Origin of the sequence: Tardiphaga sp. 37S4 (assembly GCF_021044645.1) — a bacterium.
In the GTDB taxonomy this organism is placed as follows: Bacteria; Pseudomonadota; Alphaproteobacteria; order Rhizobiales; family Xanthobacteraceae; genus Tardiphaga; species Tardiphaga robiniae.
Genome location: NZ_CP088008.1, coordinates 3,334,686 through 3,353,977, shown reverse-complemented (window position 1 = coordinate 3,353,977; position 19,292 = coordinate 3,334,686). Strand labels below are relative to the sequence as shown.

Here is a 19,292-nt window from a genome sequence, read left to right as displayed (position 1 = left end):
GTGCTAACGCAGGCGACTGGTCGATAGCCCTGCGCGACGGGATCGACTAGATCTCGTGTGGCTGCGGACTGCGGCTACGCGCCAAGCGGTGGATTGATCGAATATGGAAAGTCTGGTGATCGGCGCTTCCGGCATTGTCGGTGGCTATATCGTGGAGCAGCTTGTGCGCTCCGGGCAGCGTCCGCAAGCGCTCTCCCGCCAGCCACGGCAAAGCGCTGGCGTGGATTGGCTGCAGGGAGATTTGGCAGACCCCGCTGCGCTGCAAGTTCCTGCCGTTAAGACGCTATACTGTACCGTTGAGATCGGATTGCTAGCGAATGCCCTGCCGCAGATCGCCTCGCCATCGTTGAAGCGCGTGGTGGCCTTCACCTCGACCAGCATCGTCACCAAGATCGAATCCGAAATCCTTGCCGAGCGCGAACTGCTGCAGCGGCTTGCCGATGGCGAGCGGCGGCTGATCGCGACCTGCGAGCAGCTCGGCATCGGCTGGACGATCCTACGTCCCACCGTGATCTATGCCGAAGGCAGGGATGGTAACGTGTCGAGACTGGCGCGGCTGATCCAGCGCTTCGGCTTCCTGCCCTTGATGGGCAACGGCGAGGGAAGGCGACAGCCTGTCCACGCAGAAGATTTGGCGATCGGTGCGATTGCAGCTGCGCGCAGCACCGCGGCGGTGAATAAGACATATGCGGTGCCAGGCGGTGAAATCCTCAGCTATCGCGAAATGGTCGAGCGGATCTTCGATGCCCTTGGCAAGCCGCGTCGGATCGTATCGGCGCCACCGGTTATCTGGCGGTTGGCTTTCGCTCTCGCAAAGCCATTTTTCCCTCATGCTAATATGGCAATGGGCACTCGCATGTCGAAGGACATGGTGTTCGACGCCGCACCTGCGGCGACCGATTTCGGTTGGGCGCCGCGAGGCTTTCGTCCCGACTTCACATTCATGACACCGTCCGGGGCTCTTTAAGCGCGGATTTCCTGCGGCCGGAAAATGGTCTAGACACCGCCGATCGATCGCCGCCCCTCCATCTCCATCAGGATTTCGCATTGCCTTCCCAAGATCCAACTGTCGTCATTTTACTCGCCACCCGGAACGGTGCGGAATTCCTGCAACCGCAGCTCGATTCGTTCCGCGCGCAGACCTACGGCAATTGGGCGTTGCTGGTATCAGACGACGGTTCGACCGATGACACTGTCGAGATCATCCAACGCTTCGCCAGCAGCGTTCCGCAGCCGGTCGTGATTGTGCCTGGACCGCAAAAGGGATTCTGGCAGAATTTTGTGATGCTGGTACGCAGCGAGGCGATCAATGGTGATCTGTTCGCCTATAGCGATCAGGATGACATCTGGTTTCCCGAGAAGCTCGCCAGGGCCGTGGACTGGTTCAATGTGCGGGCGGAATTGCCTGCGCTGTATTTCACGCGCACCGAACTGATGCATGGCGACGGCACGCCGGCCGGCTTTTCGCCGCTGTTCACGCGCGCCCCGATGTTCCGCAACGCGCTGGTGCAGAACATCGGCGGCGGCAATACCATGGTGTTCAACCGCAGCGCGCGGGCAGCTTTGCTGACGACGCCGACCGATGCCGAGCTCGTCTCCCACGACTGGTGGACCTATCAGGTAGTGACCGGCATCGGCGGCGACGCTTATTATGATCCATGGCCAAGTCTGAAGTACCGCCAGCACGGCCAGAACATTGTCGGCGCCAACATCGGCTGGCGCGCGCGCATGGTGCGCCTGACGGCCCTCGCCAATGGCCGCGTGGTATCGTGGAACGAAGTCAACCTTCGTGTTCTCAGTCGGATGCGTGATACGCTCACACCGGAAAATGCCGGCGTGGTTGATCTCTATGCGAGGGCTCGGCGAGCCTCGTGGCCGATGCGGCTGTGGCTGATCTGGAAGTCCGGCGTGTACCGGCAGAGCTTGGTGGAGAACATTGGGCTGTCGGTCGGCGCATTGTTCGGCAAGATTTAGCAGGCTTCGCCGTCACCGCTCCAAGTGGCGCGCGATCATGCTGACATCGTATTCGCTATGTGCGACGATCACCTGCGGCCACAACGACGTGCCTGGCACGTCGTTGGGATTAGACGTCAGCAGGTCGCGCTTGATGAACGGGCAGGCGTAGTCGGTGATCAGCACGTCCCAAAAAAACTGTGTCGGATTGACGACGCCTTCCTTCATTATCTGCGCGCGAAACCGCTCGAAGGCGCCGTGTTCGGATCCCGGGGGAACTTGGCGCGCCAGCCGTTCCCTGGCGGTGGCTGCCACGGCGCCGTAAGGCGCGAGCACACCGGCTTTTAGCTGCGCGTCCTGCAGAATTTGCGTGAGTTTGACCTCGGCGTTCCGGATAACCCACATCCTGTGATTGATGTATGGGAGGTCGCTCCAAAAGTTCTTGAAGACCGTCGATCTCAGTGCGTTCGGCAGAAACACCATGAAGAACGTCTGGATGTGATACCGATTTTCGAAGCTGTCGACGATGCCCCAGAAATCGGTGGTCGATTCGTCGATCTTTCCAAGCGTGTCCTGAAGATCCCAGAATGGCCCGTAGACGCTGTCGTTCATCAGGACCAAGCTGTCGAGTCGCTTGAGGTCGGCAATCAATGCGATGCCGTCTTTGTAGGCGCCGAAGTCGTAGCCGATATTGAAGCGCCAGATCAGCTCCTTGCAGAGCGGCTGCACGCGCGAGCGGCTTTCGACGGGGAGCCGCGGCGCGTTGGATACGAAGGTGACGCGATAACCCGCACCGACGAGTTCGCACAGCTGGTGCACGACGTAGTCGTGGACAATTCCGCCTCTGTCGAAGTGTACATAGATCGCCGCACGTGAGGCGTCGCGCAGCGGGTCGTCGCCTTCGATGCGTTCCCTGATGTAGTTTCCGCGCCGGGCGACTTTGCCGAACAGGCCGATCGCCCAGTCCTGGACCGGCAGGTATAGCCGGCGCCCCGCGCGAACGACGTCCCTGAGACGATCCATCGCGCTGCTCTCTCCAAAAAGCTTAAGCTGCTCCGGTCTCGGCCGCATACGCGTCGAGCACTTCATCGATGGGGCCGGACGCCTTGATCTGTCCTTGGTCCATCCAGATGCCTTGGTTGCAAAACTTCCGGCAGGTCTCGATGCTGTGTGAAGCTAGTACCATGATACTGGCTTTTTCCACGAAAGATTGCACGCGATGCTGCGCCTTGCTTAGGAAGCTGGCGTCGCCGGCCATGATCCATTCGTCCATTAGCAGGATTTCGGGCGCAAAGCAGGTCGCCACCGCAAAGGTCAGTCGGGTCATCATGCCGGACGAGTAGGTGCGTACGGGAACATCGAGATAGTCGCCGAGCGCTGTGAATTCGGCGATGTCAGCCATCCGCTCTTCAATCTCGCCGCGCGACAGGCCAAGGATCATGCCGCGCAGGCGGATGTTGTCGTAGCCGCTGATCTCGTTGTCGATGCCGAGGCCGATGTCGAACATCGGAGAAATCCGCCCGCGGCTTTCGACCGTGCCGGTGACGGGTTCGTACACGCCGGCCATGACGCGCAACAAGGTAGTCTTGCCGGCGCCGTTGGAGCCAATCAGGGCGACGCGGTCGCCGGCGACGAATTGCAGCGAGACGTCTCGCAGGGCTTCCACGATGATGCGATGGCTGGCATCGGCCGCCATATGTCCGCCGGAGCCACGAAACAGCAGGCTCTTCTTCAGCGACCGCGAACCGCCGTGATAGATCGGAAAGGAGACGTTGACATTGCGAAGCGTCATCTCGGCATTCTTGACGGGTACGGATAGAGGCGCGTTCATGATCAGACCCAGTAGGCGATGCGCGCGCGGTAGCGCGTGAAAAACACGCTCGCGACGGCCAGATTGATCAGCGTAATCAAGAGCACCGCCATATAATGCTTCGCCGTCGGCATCTGCCCCAGGAGCGGTGCGCGGACGATCTCGATGAGGTGGTAGAAAGGATTCAGTTCCGCGAGATAGGCTCGGTTCTGCAGCAGTTCAGGCTTCCAGAAGATGGGCGTGACGAAAAACACGATCTGCACGACCGAGGTCACTACCTGGGGAACGTCGCGAAACCGTGCGGAAATGATGCCGATGCACAGGTTGGCCAGCGCTCCGTTGAGCAGCACCAGGATCAGGCCGGGGATCGCCAGCAGCATCACGGCGCCGGGCCAGAACTGGAAGTACAACAGCACGCCGAAATAGATCACGAAGTTATGCGCAAAGATGACAAACTTGCTCCAGGTCGAGCGATAGACATAGACCGAATAGGGCAGCCGGATTTGCTTGATGTAGGATTCCGAGCCGGTGAACAGCGTACCTGCTTCGGCCAGAAAGCCAGACAGCAGATTCCACACCAGCAGGCCGACGCAGAGGAACGGGAGGAATTCGCGGATCGGCATCTTGAACAGTTCGGCATAGAGAATGCCGAGTGCGATCACCATGATCGCCATGCTTGCCGTCAGCCAGAACGGTCCAAGAATGGAGCGCCGATAACGCTGCAGGATGTCGTTCCAGCCCAGTGTGACCCACAGCCGCCACAGGGACAGGCCTTCGATCGCGTCGGACCATGCGATCGCCGCAGCGCTTCGCGGTTTGCGGGCGGTGGTCTGATCGAAAAAGTTGCTGTCAAGACTAGTTTTCAACGGCGGTCAATCTGTAGAGGTTGCAAATTGCGCGGCAACTGCTGCGGTATTCGCGGTGTTCAAATTTGAGGAAGGAACACCCTATCTGGACCGTCGTGTCAACGTTGGTTTCTCCGATACCGGCCGCGCAAACTTGCCCCCGAGAGGCCGCCTCGAGGCATTTCGGCAAGCCGGAGTGTGGCTTTTCGAAGTTGGACTGTGGTCGAAAAGAATCTCGGCTTGGCATCATGCCTTCCACGGCTTGCGCAAGCGGGGCGGCCGCGCAAGTGAGGGCGTGATGGAGTTCAGGGACAGATTGGGATTGTAAAACGGGTCGGACAATAGCCGATTGCCCCATTTTCGACGCATGAACTGCGATTCGAGGCGGAAACGTTCCTGCTTCTCGCCACCGACATCCAAACCGCGCGATTTGGACTCGTGATGTGCAAGGACTGCAAAGGGTGTCCAGATGATCCGATAGCCGGCCGCCCGAACCTGCATACAGAGATCGATATCGTTAAACGCGACGGCTAGATTGTCCGCATCGAGGCCGCCCACCTTGTCGAACAGCGCCCGACGAATGAGAAGGCAAGCGCCCGTGACGGCGCCCACATCCTGCGCGAGAGCCAATCGACAAAAGGTACCGTTTTCGTCGCCGGCGGCTCTGGCGTAGCGATGACCGGCCACCCCGCCGATCCCCAGCACCACGCCGGCGTGCTGCAGCGTGCCGTCGGGGTAGAGCAGCTTGGGTCCGACGATCCCGACTTCCGGATCGGAAAAATACCGGACCATCTCCTTGAGCCATCCGGCATCGATCATCGAGATGTCGTTGTTCATCAGAAGCACCAGCTCTCCCGTGGAGAGTGCGGCCGCCTTGTTGTTGATATCGGAATAGTTGAACGCGCCCCTGCACGCGACGACCCGTATGCCCCGTGCCTGCACGGCGGAAAGATACGTCAACGTCTCAGGCTGGATGCTTTCGTTGTCGGCAATGATGATCTCGAGGTCGGGATAGTCGGTGTGGTTTTCGAGGCCGTCGATGGCCACGCGCAGCACATCGAGATAGTCGCGCGTCGGCACGATCACCGAAACTCTTGGCCAGGGCTGCGGGTCCGGCCGGACGACGCGATGGAAGCTTCCCATCACGTCCTTGACCGTGACAGCCGTGCCGAGGCCGGAAAAATACTCGATGAGCGCCTGCCGCGCAGCCGCGGTGGCCTTGCGAAGGTTGGTGGACGACATGGTGCCCGCCCCTTCGAAGATGCGCCAGTGATAGAGAACGTAAGGAATATGAACGACCGGTCCCTGCGTCGCGGAAATCACCCGAAGCGCCAGATCGTAGTCCTGGCTGCCTTCAAAGCCTTCGCGAAAGCCGCCGGCTTGTTCAACGGCAGAAAGTTTATATGCCGTCAGGTGGTTGAGATAGTTCTGCCCGTGGAACAGCTCTGGACTCCAGTCGGGCTTGAAATGCGGATCGCATCTTTTGCCATTGGCATCCAGCTTGTCTTCGTCCGAATAGAAAACGTCGGCATTCGGGTGTCGCTGTATCGCTTCCGCGATCATGTAAAGGGCATGCTCCGAGAGCACGTCGTCGTGGTCGAGGAGGGCGACGTACGCGCCGGTCGCAAGTGCCAGCGCGGAATTGCTTGCCGCGGAGATGTGTCCGTTGGTCGGGCGATAGGCGCATTTGATGCGACTGTCCTGCCGGCTGTAGGCCTCCAGCACTTTCCGGATGTGCGGCGCCTTCGAGGCGTCATCCGCGATGCATAATTCCCAATGCGGATAGATCTGCGCGATCAGGCTGTCGATCGTCGCGCGAAGGATCGGCTCCGGGGTTTCGTACACCGGCACGATTACCGAGATCAGCGGCGTTGTTTGAAACCCGGCTATGTGGGCTACGATCTCTTCACGGTCGACGGTGGATAGCGTGTCGAAATCCTCGACCCACTGGGAGTAGTGCTGTGCGATCTGGTTGACATGTCTAGAGGCTGCCCGTCGCAGAACGGCGAGCAGCCGCGGCCCGGCGATCGCCCGGAGTTGCCGGGGCACCCCATAGCGCACCATGCGAAAGGTGGATTGGGCGATCCGAAACGAGACCCGCTGAACATTCGGCGGAAGCCTGTCCGTCAGGGAAAGCAGCAGGTGGGCTGTTCGCCAGGCCGGCGATCGGGTGACGGCGTCGAGTTCTTCCTGCAGCCGTGCGATCGTGGCCTCGGCTTCCGTTAAGTCCCGCTGCAGGTTTTCGATCTTTTTTTGATCGTTGGCGTACGCGTTCGCCTCGTTGCGGACCTTGCCCCGATCGTCATTGCTACGGTGCTGCACGTCCGCAGGCTCGGCATGCAGATCACCAGCCTCGTTCATCGCGCACGTGGTCGCCAAAACTGGATCGGTTGTCATCAACTACTTGCTTCATCGAGAAGGAAATTCGCGCCACCAGCACTACTTAGAGCCATCCTAAGCTGAAGCCAATTTGTTCCCAAGGGGTCACTTGTGTACAGGATTATCTCGGCGGTGCGGCGAGGACCGCTCTATGCAGCGATCTGATGGACGGCGCCGCGACATCGGGCGGGAAAGTGGAACATTTGCGCTCGACCGCTTTTGCCCGTACACCAATTCAAGGCGTGGCGGCGACGGTTTTCATATATTTTTCCTTGTTTTGTAAGCGAATCCAGAAAGTTTCGACGTGTTCCGCGCTTTGGTAGACGTACTTGTTAACGAGTTCATTTGAGCGATGATCGACACACGAAAATTGCCGCTGATCGTCGATCTCGACGGCACCTTTCTCAAGGTCGACAGCCTTTTCGAGACCTTTGCTGCCGGACTGTTTGCCAGCACTTTTGGCAGCCTGCTTGCTTTGCTTGAACTACGCAACGGCATTTCCGCCTTCAAGCAGCGGCTGACGCGGGTGGCGGAGCCCGATGTGGACAGTTTCCCGGTCCGCGAGGAACTGCTCGCCTATCTCGAGCAGGAGGCCCATGCCGGCCGCGAGATCCATCTTGCCACGGCCGCCGACCGGGTCATCGCCCTCAAGGTCGCCAGCCGGTTTCCGCTGTTCAGGTCGGTCAACGGCAGCGAGGGCGGCCTCAACCTGAAGGGGCAGAACAAGGCCGACCGGTTGTTGCAGCAGTTTCCCGATGGCTTTGTCTATGCCGGTGACAGCACCGTCGACCTGCCGGTCTGGCGCAGTGCGAAAGCGGCCGTGGTGGTGTCGTCGAGCCGGGCGCTGGTCGATGCCGTCGAGGCCGGCGGGACGCCGGTCGAGCGGGCGTTCGGCGACAAGCCCCATGGCCGCGCGGTCTGGCTGAAGGCGTTGCGCCCGCACCAGTGGGCCAAGAACATGATCGTGCTGGTGCCGGTGGCGTTGGGCTGGCGTGACGTCACGCCGGAGGGGCTGCTGCGCGCTTTGGTGATGGTCGGCCTGCTCTGCATGGTCGCATCGCTAACTTACCTCGTCAACGACATGGCGGACCTCGCCTCGGACCGCAAGCACTGGTCGAAGCGCCGCCGCGGCTTTGCCTCCGGCGCGATCCCGGTGCGCGATGGCCTGCTGGTGGTCAGCGCCGTGCTGCCGGTGGCCTGTATCGTCGCGTTGCTGGTCGCGCCTCTCGCGGGGCTTTGCTTGCTGTTCTATGTGGCGGTGACGCTGGGCTATTCGTTTGGCTGGAAGCGAATTCCGCTGTTCGACACCTTCGTCATAGCCCTGCTGTTCACGATCCGCATCCTGATCGGCATTGCGGCGGCGGATCTGGAGCCGTCGGCTTGGCTGCTGACGTTTTCGATGTTCTTCTTCTTCTCGCTGGCGCTGGCCAAGCGCCATACCGAGATTTTGCGCGCGGCCGAGCACAGCTTGCAGAAACTGGAAGGCCGCGGTTATCAGGCCGGCGACGAAGGCCTGACGCTGGCGTTCGGCAGCGCGGCTTCGATGGCCTCGATCGTCATTGTCGTGCTGTATCTTGTCGAGGAGGTTTTCGCCCGCCAGATCTACCACACACCGGCGTGGCTCTGGGTGGCGCCGATCGCTATCTTCCTATTCAGTTGCCGCATCTGGGTATTGTCGCACCGCGGCCGGATGACCGACGATCCGGTGGCATTTGCGCTGCGCGACAATGTTAGCCTCGGTCTCGGCGTGCTGGTCGCCGTGGCCATCCTGTTGGCCTTGTGACCAGCTTCGTGGAACGCGCCGATGTTCTCTCGTGGGGGCGGACCCCACGCACCCTTATGCGCGTCGCGCGTCCATCGTTTCCTGACGAACTAGCTCCGCTTGTCAGGCGGGGCGCCGGGCCGGCCCACGGCCTGCTGGCAGGCGGGCTTCGGCGCTCCTATGGCGACAGTTGCATTAACGACGGCGGTGCCCTGATCGAAATGATCGGCCTCGACCGCTTCATCCTCTTCGACCGGGCCACTGGCTTGCTCGAGGCAGAGGCTGGCGTCAGCCTGGCGGATATTCTGAAGCTGGCGATTCCCGCCGGCTTCTTCCTGCCGGTTACCCCCGGCACCAAATTCGCCACCCTCGGCGGCGCCATCGCTAACGACGTGCACGGCAAGAACCATCACCGCGCCGGCACCTTTGGGCGCTGGATCCGCAGCCTCAGCCTGTTGCGCTCCGATGGCAGCGAGAGCGTGGTCGATGATGATGATACTTCCGGTCTGTTCGCGGCCACAGTCGGCGGCTTGGGTCTAACCGGCGTCATCACCCGTGCCACGCTGCAACTAGTGCCGATCATCAGCTCGAACATGGCGGTGCAGACAATCCCGTTTGGCAACCTGCAAGAATTCTTCGCGCTGTCGGCGGAGAGCGACTCCAGCCACGATTATACTGTCGCGTGGGTTGATTGCCTGGCCAAGGGCGACCGGCTCGGCCGTGGCATCTTCACCCGGGCCCGTCACGTCAGCGACGACGATTTGCGCGTTAAGCCGCGGGGGGGGCCAAGCGTCCCCTTTGACGCCCCAGGCTTCCTGCTCAACCGGGTGTCGATTGCGGCGTTCAACGAGGCCTATTTCCGGCTCGCCGGCCGTGCCCGGCAGGCCACCGTGTCCTACGACCCGTTCTTCTACCCGCTCGATGCCATCGGTGACTGGAACCGGCTCTATGGCCCGCGCGGTTTCTATCAATACCAGAGCGTGGTGCCGCCGGCTGTAGCCGCGGAGGCCACGGCCGAGATGCTGCGGACCATCGCCGCTGCCGGGCAGGGCTCCTTCCTGGCCGTGCTAAAGACCTTTGGCGATATCGCTTCGCCCGGCCTGCTGTCGTTCCCCCGGCAGGGAACCACGCTGGCGCTGGACTTCGCCAATCGCGGGGGACCGACCCTTTGGCTGCTTGACAAGCTCGATGCGATTGTCAGAGAAGCCGGAGGGCGCCTTTACCCAGCCAAGGATGGCCGGCTGCCGCCAGCAATGTTCAGGGCTGGCTATCCGGCGCTGGACCTATTCACAACGCACCTGGACCCCGGGATGTCGTCGACATTCTGGCGGCGGATGACCTCATGACAACGCCAAATCCGCTTCGTGTACTGATCCTCGGCGCCGGTTCCGGCATCGCCCAGGCGACCGCCCGGTTGTACGCGGCCGAGGGCGCCACCATCGGTCTCGCCGGCCGCAACGCCGAGCGCCTGGCTGTCATCGCCGCTGACCTCAAGGCGCGCGGCGCCGCCGTCACCGAAATCTTCGACGTCGATTTCACCGCCCCGGACGCCGCCGCCACGCTGGCAGGCATGGTCGCGAAACTAGGCGGGCTGGACCACGTCATTCTGGCCTATGGCGTGCTCGGCGACCAGGCGACCGCCGACCGCGACGAAGCCGCGGCGCTGGCCATCATCGACGTCAATTTCCGCTCCGCCGCCGCCTGGACGCTGGCCGTCGCCAACCTTTTGGAGCGCCAGGGCAGGGGCTCGCTGGTGGTGCTCGGCTCCGTGGCCGGCGACCGCGGCCGCCGCTCGAATTATGTCTACGGCGCCGCCAAGGCCGGCCTCGCCGTGCTGGTGCAGGGGATCAGCCACCGCTTCCGCGGCGTCGGGCCGCGCGTCGTCATCGTCAAGCCCGGCCCGACCGACACCGCGATGACCGCCGGCATGGCCAAAGGCGGCCCGATGTGGGCGACACCGGAGGCGGTCGCGGCGGTGGTGCGCAAGGCGGCTGACAGCGGCGGTCCGGTGGTCTACGCGCCGGCGCGCTGGCGGCTGATCATGGCGATCATCCGCAACATCCCGGCCGCCATCTTCAACAAGATGAACTTCTAGCCCATGCGCAAGATCATCATCACCGGCGCCGCGGGTCTCGTCGGGCAGAATCTGGTGGCGCGGCTCAAGGCCCGTTCCGGGTTCGAACTCATCGGCATCGACAAGCACGCCGCCAATGTCGCGTTGTTTCGCGACGTGCATCCCGACGTCACGATGATCGAGGCGGATCTCGCCGAGCCCGGTGCATGGGCGGAATGCTTCGTTGGCGCGGATACGGTGGTGGTCAACCAGGCCCAGATCGGCGGCCTGTTCATCGAAGAGTTCGTCGCCAACAACGTCACCGCCACCGAGCATATCCTGGCCGCCGCGCACGCCCATGCCGTGCCTTACGTGGTTGGTATCTCCTCGTCGGTGGTGAATTCCTCGGCTAACGATTTCTACACCCAGACCAAGACTGCGCAGGAAAAGCTCTTCGACGCCTGCACCATCCCGCATGTGACGCTACGCCCGACGCTGATGTTCGGCTGGTTCGACCGCAAGCATCTTGGCTGGTTGCGCCGCTTCATGGACAAGGCGCCGGTGTTTCCCATCCCCGCCGACGGCAATTTCATGCGTCAGCCGCTCTATGTCGGCGATCTCGTCTCGATCATCGTGGCGTCCATCGAGCAGCGCAAGACCGGGACGTTCGACATCTCGGGCCTCGAGAAGATCTCCTATGGCGGCCTCATCGGCATGATCCACGACATCGTCAAGCCGCGTGCGAAAATCGTGCATATTCCCTATGCGCTGTTCTGGGCGCTGCTGTGGGTCTATGCCCGTATCGACAAGAAACCGCCGTTCACCACCGGGCAACTCGAAGCGCTGGTGATTCCAGAAACCTTTCCAGTAATCGACTGGCCCGGAGAATTCAGCGTTGCCTCGACGTCGCTGCGTCAGGCGCTGTCCGAGACCTACCTGCATCCCGACCATTCGAAGATCATCCTGTCCTTCTAGGAGTTTTGCCATGAGCCGCATCGTTGTGTTGGGAGCAGGCCCCATGGGCCTCGCCGCCGCGCAGCGCGCGGTGACGCTGGGCCACGAGGTCGACCTGATCGAGGCCGATACCAAGGCCGGCGGCATGGCCGCGCATTTCGATTTTTCCGGCGTCTCAATCGAGCGCTTCTATCATTTCGTCTGCAAATCCGACACGCCGACCTTCGAGCTGATGCACGAGCTCGGCATCGGCGACCGGATGCGCTGGGTCGATACGTCCATGGCGTACTACACCCATGGCAAGGTGCATAAATGGGGCGATCCCGTTTCGCTGCTGACTTTTCCGCACCTCACCTTGATGGAGAAGATCCGGACCGGGCTGCAGATGTTCCTGACCACGAAGTCGAAAAACTTCGACCGCATCGAACATCTGACCTCGCGAAAATGGATCGAGGGCGGCTCCGGCATATCGGTCTACAACAAATTGTGGAAGCGGCTACAGGAGCTAAAGTTTTACGAATATGCCGACGAGGTCGCAGCGTCGTGGATTGCGACCCGCATCAAGCGCATCGGCAATTCGCGCAAATCGATTTTCCAGGAACAGCTCGGCTATATCGACGGCGGCTCGGAGACGCTGGTGGAGGCCATTGCCGACGATATCCGCCGCAAGGGCGGCCGCATCCATCTCAGTATGCCGGCCGAGCAGGTGATCGTGCAGGATGGCCGCGTCACCGCGGTGCGCGCCGGCGGCCGTGAGTTCGCGGCCGACGCGGTGATCTCGACCGTCCCCGTGCCGCTGGTCAATCGCCTGGTGCCGGACCTGCCGCAGGATTGGCAGGATAGATATGCCGCGATCAAGAACATCGGCGTGGTCTGCCTGCTGTTCAAGCTGCGCCAATCCGTGACGCCGCATTTCTGGGTCAACATCGTCGCCGACGACATCGAGATCCCCGGCCTGATCGAGTTCTCCAACCTGCGCCGCGTCGGCGACGCCATCGTCTATGTGCCGTATTACATGCCGGTGACCCAGCCGAAATGGCAGTGGTCCGATGAGCAGTTCATCGACGAGGCGTTCGGCTACATCAAGCACATCAATCCCGCGATTGGTGACGCCGACCTGCTCGACGCCAAGGTCGGCCGCCTGCGCCACGCCCAGCCGATCTGCGAGCCCGGCTTCGCGGACAAATTGCCACCGGTGCAAACGCCGATCGCCGGGCTGCAGATTGCCGACACCTGCTACTATTATCCCGAGGATCGCGGCGTTGCGGAGAGCATCCGGCTCGGGCGGTGCATGGCGGAACAGGCGGGCGTGGCGGCATCGCAAGGCGCGCAGCTGTGAATGTCGAATTCGCCCGTTTCGCGCTGGCCGGCGGCCTCGCTGCTGCCGTCAACATCCTGTCACGCTGGCTACTCTCGTCGTTCGTACGCTTCGAGATCGCCGTCGTCATCGCCTATCTGATCGGCATGATCACCGCGTTCATCCTAACGCGGCAATTCGTGTTCGAACGCTCCGACCGTCACGTCCGCAGCGAAGCGACGCGCTTCGCGCTGGTTAATCTGGTGGCGCTTGCGCAGGTGTGGATCGTCAGCGTGGGTCTCGCCGAGTGGGTGCTTCCATGGCTCGGTATCGTCTGGCAAAAGGATCTGATGGCTCACGCTATCGGCGTCATCAGCCCGATCGCGACGAGCTATTTCGGGCACAAGAAGTTCACGTTCGGGTAGTTCCGCGTCGACGGTCTGAGGAAGATTTTTATGCGCTTCCAGCGCCTCGATCTATCACGACTTGCACCGGGTGTCGGCCAACTCATGCTCGCGTTGGTCGTGTTCTTGGTATCCGCAGCGTGCATCCGGCCGGCAACTTTCGGATTTCCGAGCGCCGGCCTCGATGCTTCCTGGGTCTATGCCGTCTCGAATGCCGTAGAGAAGGGTTCTGCATTCGGCTCGGAGATCGTCTTTACCTCGGGGCCGTTGTCGAGCTTTTACCACCGCATGTTTCCGCATGAAATGGCTCCGGCGATTATCGCTTTGGATTGCCTGTGGCTAGTCGTCTTTGCCGTTCAGCTGAGACGGATGTTGGTACCGCTGTTTCACGCAAGTGAACGGCGCGTACTTCTCGCCATTTTTCTGCTCTGCCTGGTTCTGCTGTCCGAGCGGTTGCTGCGTGATGGACTGATGCTCTTCTTCGTCTTCGCTTCGGGCTATCTGTATGCCTCCCGAAAGGTTGGCGCCCTGGTCATGACGGCGTCGATCGTCGTGGTGGCGGCCTTTGCGATGGCCAAGTTCTCGGTGCTGGTGCTTGCTCTGCCGGTGTTTCTGATCGTCGATCTGCTGTCGGTCTCGCGCCGCGAAATCCCGTACAAGACTGCTTCGTTCCTCGTCTGCGCAGTGGCGTTTTTCGTAGCGGCGGGCCAGTCGCTGTCGAATTTGCCGGCCTACCTGCAGGCCTCGCTCGAAGTGTCGAAAGGCTATTCCGCTGGAATGAGCATCGACGGCGCGCCGGATTCGATCTGGCTGTGGGGCGTCTCCAGCTTTGCCATTGTCGTGGTCGCGGCGCTAGCGACGTGGCCCACCATCAAAGTTCGTGGGCCGGGCCGAGCGACGGCGATCGCGCAACTGCTGCTGTTGATTGGCTATCTGTTCGTCCTGATGAAGGCCGGGTTTGTCCGCCACGACGGCCATTCCCTGATCGCGTGGACCGGGCTGTTCCTGGCCGTTCCTGCGGTGGCTCTGGCGAGCGGACCGATATGGAAGAAGTACTATCCGTTTGAAGTGGTCCTATTTATCAGCTTTATGTATCTTTACGCGCCTTACCTTCAGAAGATGCCGCTCGGCGTACTCAATCCGGGCGGCATTATCGCGCGCTCGATTACGAATCTTGAAGGCGTGGCGGATTTTGCGCTTCGGCCGCGCGGCTGGATGGCCGAAAAAGAACAGCAGTTTTCGGCGGCCCGCGAGCGACTGCATGCGACGTCCCATATGCCCGCCGTCAGCGGCAGCGTGGACATCATCCCGTCGCGGCAAAGCGAAGTGATTGCGGCGCAACTGGACTACCGTCCGCGGCCGACGATCCAGGAGTATACCACCTATTCGCCGCTGCTAATTCAACGAAACCGCGAGTTCTATCTGTCGCCGAAGGCACCGGACTTCGTATTCTTCGCCCCGGGATCGATCGATGGCCGCCATCCCGCATCCGCCGAGGGGGCGCTGTGGCCGCTGTTGCTGCAGCGTTACGAGCCGTTTGAACGCAGCAACGACCTGCTGGTACTGCGCAAGCGGCCGCAACCGCTTCCCGATGTGCTCGGCGCTCCGATTGGCCGTCGCGTCAGACTTGGCGAGCGCATCGACGTGCCCGCATCGACGGCGCCGCTGTTCGTCAAGATTGATGTGCAATACAGCGTTTTGGGCCGGCTGGCCGAGCAACTCCTGAAGCCGCCCTCCATTTTGCTGCGCGCGTTCTACGCGGAAGGGCCCTCCGAAGACTATCGGCTGATCCCCGGTATGGCCCGGGAAGGCGCCATCCTAGTCCCGACCCTCGCCACCTCGCAGATGTTTCTGCAACTGTTTGATGGCGCCGCAGCCGCCAACAGCCGGATGCGGCCGGTGGCTTTTTCAGTCGTCGAAAGCTGGCGGCAATCATGGGCTTACAAATCGGACGTAGCAATCTCCTTCGCGGAAATCGACACGGGCATCCTGAGCCGAGCGGATAAGTCTGCATGGAAATCTAGGCTCAAAGTCGCCGGCCATTCCGGTTTGCAGGCGATCATCGACAGCAACCGGCTTAGCCCCCCAATGGTAGGGCCGTCGGCTGAGGGCCTGTTCGCGCACGCGCCGTCCGAACTGACATTGGCTGTCGGCTCCTCGTCATCGATCGAGATTGGCTTCGGCATGCGCGATTCCGCGTGGCAGGGCGGTAATAATTCGAGAGGTGCGTGTTTCTCGATTGTCGGCGATTCTGCGCAGCAACTGTTCTCGCGCTGCCTCAATCCGACCGCTGTGGTATCCGATCGCGGGCTGCAGTCGGCGAAGATCGCGCTTCCCGCGGGTGGGGGCCAGCTCAAGTTCCGGACGTCCTGCATGGATAATTGCAATTGGGCTTGGTCGTACTGGAGCAAGGTAGATCTCATGCCATGATGGCACGACGCATCCTGTTGAACCGATCAGCGGGCACGGTACTGATTGGGCCTGGTCGGACTTCCGTTCGATCCCGGATTTATCGTATTGCGGCACTTAAATGATTTTGCAGGGTCGTGATTTGATGCGGGCCGCTCGATGAATTCAAATGACGGAGTGGTCCACCAACGCACGCTAGCTTTGGCGATCGCAGCGGTTGCGCTTCTGTGCTTCAAGTTCACGTTCATTGGAGCTTTTGCCGGGCCGGTGCCGTTCTGGGACGAGTGGGACGCCCAGGGACACAATCTGTTTCTGCCCTACCTGGATGGAAGGCTGGGCCTGCTCGACTGGTTCGCCGCGCACAACGAACATCGGGCGACGTCGGCACGCGTGGTCTGGCTGCTTACATTTATTTCTACAGGGCGCTGGGATACGATCGCCATCATGATGGTAAACGCCGTCGTTCATACTGCGGCCATTGTGTTGATTGCACGCGTGCTGTCCGAGAAGACTTCTCGAAATACGGCGCTCGCAATTATTGCATCGACTGCAATTCTCCTTGCTGTTCCTTTTGGTTGGGAAAATTCGATCTGGTCCCTGCAGACCATGTGGTATTTCCTATTGCTGTTTTCTTACCTGGCGCTTCTGTTGCTCTGTGGTTCGTCGCCATTTTCATCAAGGTGGTGGCTGGGCATCGCTCTTTCGGTCTGTGCCTATTTTAGCATGTCATCGGCCGTCGCTACGCCGATGGCAGCTGCCGCAATCACGCTCCTGCAAATGTACACGCGGGGGCGCCGTGGAATGCGGGAGTATCTCGTGTTGTTGTCATATCTTGCGCTGGCAGGCGTGATGATCTTCTACGTCCCTCGACTCAACCCGACCGAAGCGGGCGGCCTTTGGACGAAGGCTGTCATACTTTTTAACGGTATTGTCCGCTATGCGAGCTGGCCGCTGCCGTCGGGCTTGTTTTCGGCGCTTGCATTGAACACGCCCGCTTCGGTTTTGGCCGTGCGAATGATCGCACAGCGTGTTGCGGACAATGACGTCCGCTGGAAGATTTTGGCTTTGATCCTCTGGGTCTGGATTGCCATCGCCATGATTGCCTTCGGGCGTCCAACCGGAGATGGCGGGTCGTCACGATATCAGGATATTCTGCTTGTCGGGATTACGATCAATTTCTGCTTGGTGCTTAGAGCCGTTTCGGACGTTGCATCATCCAGCCGATTGCTGTTGGTCGGACGCATATGGGTCGTGGTCGTGTCCGGGGTGCTGGTCCACTATTTCTCCCAGGTAACCTCCAGAGATATTCGCTCGCGCTACAACGGCTCCTATCAGCATGTCGGTATCGTTGCCGAGTATCTCGATAAGCGAGACCAGGCCAAGCTGGAAAGTAATGGAGCCAAGCTTCCGTATCCTTTCGCTGATCGCATGGTTGCGGTGCTTTCTCACCCGGGTCTGGCGAAGTCCTTGCGAAGCCAGATCCGGAAAGACATGCCGGGCAGGGCCAAGTTGTTTTGGACGACCGTTACCGAAGCAGGGCCATTCCGGCATTTCCTGTTCGTTATGAGCCCGCTTTTACTGGCCTATTCGATGCTGATTTATGGTCTTGTCGCTTTTGGGTGGGCACGGGTCCCTTAAAGCCCGGTCCGGTTCGCTCCATCTGGAAATTGACTAAGCGCAGCAAAGGCTTGTAAGGCTATGCCGCGTTTGGAGTCGACGTTGCCGGGCCGTGGCGCAGCAACGATTTCGTCAACGGAATCCGGGCAGATCAACTGACCAGTCCAGAAATTGATAGACCATGCAGATAGAACGCCTCGAAATTCCCGATATCTGGCTGGTGACCCCGGCCAAGCATGGCGACGCGCGGGGCTTCTTTTCCGAGACGTTTCGTGCCGACGAGTTCGCGAAGCATGGCCTGACCACGCCCTTCATCCAGGACAACCATGTCCGCTCTACCCAGAAGGGTGTGCTGCGCGGCCTGCACTTCCAGACGCCGCCGCACGCCCAGGGCAAGCTGGTGCGCTGTACGCGCGGTTCCATCCTCGATGTTGCCGTCGATATCCGCACCGGCTCGCCGAGTTACGGACGCCACGTGGCGGCCGAGCTGTCGGCAGACAACTGGAACCAGTTGTGGGTGCCGGCCGGCTTCGCGCACGGCTATCTGACACTGGAGGATGACTGCGAAGTCATCTACAAGGTGACCGATTATTACGCGCCTGAATGTGATCGCGGCCTCGCCTGGGATGATCCGGCGCTGGGGATCGAGTGGGGCATTTCGGCCGCTGATGTGGTGTTGTCGGACAAGGACCGCAAGCAACCCAAGCTGGCGGAGATGCTGCCGGCATTCGACTATATTCGTCAGGAGTAATGGATGCGGGTTCTCGTCACCGGCGGCGCCGGCTTTATCGGGTCGGCGGTCTGCCGGCATTTCATTGCCGATCTAGGCTATGACGTCGTCGTGCTGGACAAGATGACCTATGCGGGCAATCTCGCCTCGCTGGTACCGGTGGCATCCAGCCCGCGCTACGCGTTCGAGAAGCACGACATCTGCGACGCAGTCGTAGTTAACGCGATCTTCGAGAAATACCAACCGGACGCGGTGGTGCATCTCGCCGCTGAAAGCCATGTCGACCGTTCGATCTCCGGCTCCGACGTGTTTGTGCAGACCAACGTCATGGGCACCTTCACGCTGCTGGAGGCAGCGCGCAGTTATCTCAAGACGCGCGCGAATAACGCGATAGACTTCCGCTTCATCCACGTCTCCACCGACGAGGTCTACGGATCGCTCGGCGCCGAGGGTCTGTTCACTGAGACCACGCCCTACGATCCGTCCTCGCCCTATTCGGCGACCAAGGCCGCGTCCGATCACCTCGCCAAAGCGTGGCACCGCACCTATGGCATGCCGGTGATCGTGTCGAACTGCTCGAACAATTACGGTCCGTATCATTTCCCGGAAAAGCTGATCCCGCTGGTCATATTGAACGCGCTGGACCGCAAGACGCTGCCGGTTTATGGCGACGGATCGAACGTGCGCGACTGGCTCTACGTCGAGGACCACGCCCGCGCGCTCGGCGTCATATTGTCGAAGGGCGTGCCCGGCGAGACCTACAACATCGGCGGCCGCAACGAGCGCAAGAATCTCGACGTGGTCGAACAGATATGTACCTGGATGGACGAGCTGCGCCCGGCCAATACCTCGCATCACGACCTGATTTCCTTTGTCACCGACCGGCCCGGCCACGACCAGCGCTATGCGATCGATGCCACCAAGCTGGAAAACGAGCTCGGCTGGCGCGCCCAGGAGACTTTTGAGACCGGCATCGAGAAGACGGTCCGCTGGTATCTCGACAACGCCGCATGGTGGGAGCCGCTACGCCAGAAGGTCTATGGCGGCGAGCGCCTCGGCCTGGTCAAGGCGTGAGGCCC

16 protein-coding genes are annotated in these 19,292 nt (G+C 61.0%); 12 read left to right on the top strand and 4 right to left on the bottom strand.

The annotated features are described in order from the left end of the window. Positions 1 to 103: 103 nt before the first annotated feature. Entirely contained in the window at positions 104 to 967 is an 864-nt protein-coding gene (locus LPB73_RS16060) for an SDR family oxidoreductase (RefSeq protein WP_231077506.1), read from the top strand. Positions 968 to 1,047: 80 nt separating this feature from the next. Then, positions 1,048 to 1,974 (top strand): glycosyltransferase family 2 protein, encoded by a 927-nt coding sequence (locus LPB73_RS16055; protein WP_231077505.1) that lies wholly within the window; start codon positions 1,048 to 1,050, stop codon positions 1,972 to 1,974. Between the two features lie 12 nt (positions 1,975 to 1,986). Here the strand turns inward: LPB73_RS16055 and LPB73_RS16050 are convergent, their stop codons facing one another. The 4 genes from LPB73_RS16050 to LPB73_RS16035 all read right to left on the bottom strand — a co-directional run bounded on the left by LPB73_RS16050 (position 1,987) and on the right by LPB73_RS16035 (position 7,005). After that, complete coding sequence (locus LPB73_RS16050; protein ID WP_231077504.1) at positions 1,987 to 2,976, bottom strand: rhamnan synthesis F family protein; 990 nt, start codon at positions 2,974 to 2,976, stop codon at positions 1,987 to 1,989. A gap of 22 nt (positions 2,977 to 2,998) precedes the next feature. Then, positions 2,999 to 3,745, bottom strand: coding sequence for an ABC transporter ATP-binding protein (locus LPB73_RS16045; protein WP_231077503.1), 747 nt, complete (start codon positions 3,743 to 3,745; stop codon positions 2,999 to 3,001). A gap of 41 nt (positions 3,746 to 3,786) precedes the next feature. Beyond that, positions 3,787 to 4,560 (bottom strand): ABC transporter permease, encoded by a 774-nt coding sequence (locus tag LPB73_RS16040; RefSeq protein ID WP_414716910.1) that lies wholly within the window; start codon positions 4,558 to 4,560, stop codon positions 3,787 to 3,789. Between the two features lie 294 nt (positions 4,561 to 4,854). Further along, positions 4,855 to 7,005 (bottom strand): glycosyltransferase family 2 protein, encoded by a 2,151-nt coding sequence (locus LPB73_RS16035; protein ID WP_231077501.1) that lies wholly within the window; start codon positions 7,003 to 7,005, stop codon positions 4,855 to 4,857. 334 nt (positions 7,006 to 7,339) lie between these two features. On the opposite strand from LPB73_RS16035, the gene LPB73_RS16030 reads away from it, so the two are divergent. From LPB73_RS16030 to rfbB, 10 genes are all read left to right on the top strand, one after another. Beyond that, complete coding sequence (locus LPB73_RS16030; RefSeq protein ID WP_231077500.1) at positions 7,340 to 8,770, top strand: UbiA family prenyltransferase; 1,431 nt, start codon at positions 7,340 to 7,342, stop codon at positions 8,768 to 8,770. Positions 8,771 to 8,826: 56 nt separating this feature from the next. After that, a complete protein-coding gene (locus LPB73_RS16025; RefSeq protein ID WP_231077499.1) occupies positions 8,827 to 10,095 on the top strand; it encodes an FAD-binding oxidoreductase in 1,269 nt (422 codons plus the stop codon). Beyond that, on the top strand, positions 10,092 to 10,844 hold the full coding sequence (locus LPB73_RS16020) for an SDR family NAD(P)-dependent oxidoreductase (RefSeq protein ID WP_231077498.1): 753 nt from the start codon (positions 10,092 to 10,094) through the stop codon (positions 10,842 to 10,844). Before LPB73_RS16025 ends, LPB73_RS16020 begins: the two co-directional genes overlap by 4 nt. 3 nt (positions 10,845 to 10,847) lie before the next feature. After that, on the top strand, positions 10,848 to 11,777 hold the full coding sequence (locus LPB73_RS16015) for an NAD-dependent epimerase/dehydratase family protein (RefSeq protein WP_231077497.1): 930 nt from the start codon (positions 10,848 to 10,850) through the stop codon (positions 11,775 to 11,777). A 10-nt stretch (positions 11,778 to 11,787) separates the two neighbouring features. Beyond that, positions 11,788 to 13,095 carry an NAD(P)/FAD-dependent oxidoreductase gene (locus LPB73_RS16010; RefSeq protein ID WP_231077496.1) on the top strand — a complete coding sequence of 436 codons (1,308 nt, stop codon included), beginning with the start codon at positions 11,788 to 11,790 and terminating at the stop codon, positions 13,093 to 13,095. Then, positions 13,092 to 13,478, top strand: coding sequence for a GtrA family protein (locus tag LPB73_RS16005; RefSeq protein WP_231077495.1), 387 nt, complete (start codon positions 13,092 to 13,094; stop codon positions 13,476 to 13,478). Before LPB73_RS16010 ends, LPB73_RS16005 begins: the two co-directional genes overlap by 4 nt. Before the next feature lie 30 nt (positions 13,479 to 13,508). Beyond that, positions 13,509 to 15,887, top strand: coding sequence for a hypothetical protein (locus LPB73_RS16000; protein ID WP_231077494.1), 2,379 nt, complete (start codon positions 13,509 to 13,511; stop codon positions 15,885 to 15,887). Between the two features lie 138 nt (positions 15,888 to 16,025). Then, positions 16,026 to 17,504: a hypothetical protein gene (locus LPB73_RS15995; RefSeq protein WP_231077493.1), complete on the top strand. Its 1,479-nt coding sequence runs from the start codon at positions 16,026 to 16,028 to the stop codon at positions 17,502 to 17,504. Between the two features lie 160 nt (positions 17,505 to 17,664). After that, positions 17,665 to 18,234 (top strand): dTDP-4-dehydrorhamnose 3,5-epimerase, encoded by a 570-nt coding sequence (rfbC, locus tag LPB73_RS15990; protein ID WP_231077492.1) that lies wholly within the window; start codon positions 17,665 to 17,667, stop codon positions 18,232 to 18,234. 3 nt (positions 18,235 to 18,237) lie between these two features. Further along, complete coding sequence (gene rfbB / locus LPB73_RS15985) at positions 18,238 to 19,287, top strand: dTDP-glucose 4,6-dehydratase (RefSeq protein WP_231077491.1); 1,050 nt, start codon at positions 18,238 to 18,240, stop codon at positions 19,285 to 19,287. The last annotated feature ends 5 nt before the right edge of the window (positions 19,288 to 19,292 follow it).